This is a genomic window from Pseudoalteromonas sp. APC 3358, assembly GCF_030408075.1.
Lineage (GTDB): Bacteria > Pseudomonadota > Gammaproteobacteria > Enterobacterales > Alteromonadaceae > Pseudoalteromonas > Pseudoalteromonas arctica.
The window spans coordinates 1-524 of the sequence record NZ_JASDCE010000056.1; the positions used below are offsets into that span (position 1 = coordinate 1).

Below are 524 nucleotides of genomic sequence, written 5' to 3' on the forward strand. Positions count from 1 at the left end.
AAACGATGATAAACATCAAATCATCCTGCAAGCACAAGCGTGGGGCTCAGTGGGCGAACAACAAACTTTACAGCCAGCCGTTGCACAATTAAAACAGCAACTCGCTAAACTCAATACAGAAAAAATGGCAGATGAGCATACCATCAAATTCACCGCAGACAGTGGGTTTAACAGCGAAGTAAATCTTGAATTTATGGCGCAAAGTGGGTTCGATACGTACATTGCAGATAACCAATTTAGAAAACGAAATCCGCTGTTTAAAGCCAGCGAAACATACGAAACGGAGCAAGAAAAGCGCCGACTAAAACGCAGCAAAGGCAAGCCTCGGTTATTTACCTCAGACGATTTTCATTATGATGAAGCAACCCAAACATGCCGCTGCCCAGCAGGTAATGCCATGTGGCGAAGCGGAGTTAATGTAAACAGCCATAACCAACAATACACACGATTCTGCGGTTACTTAAAAGATTGCAAAGTATGTCCACTACAACAGCAATGTATGCGAAAGCCACCCATTAAAACGG

The 524-nt window shown here is 43.5% G+C and carries 1 protein-coding gene; it reads left to right on the plus strand.

Annotated elements, in window-relative coordinates; translation table 11 throughout:
- A partial coding sequence (locus QL995_RS21710) for a transposase (protein WP_290295090.1) occupies positions 1 to 524 on the plus strand: 524 nt, incomplete at both ends.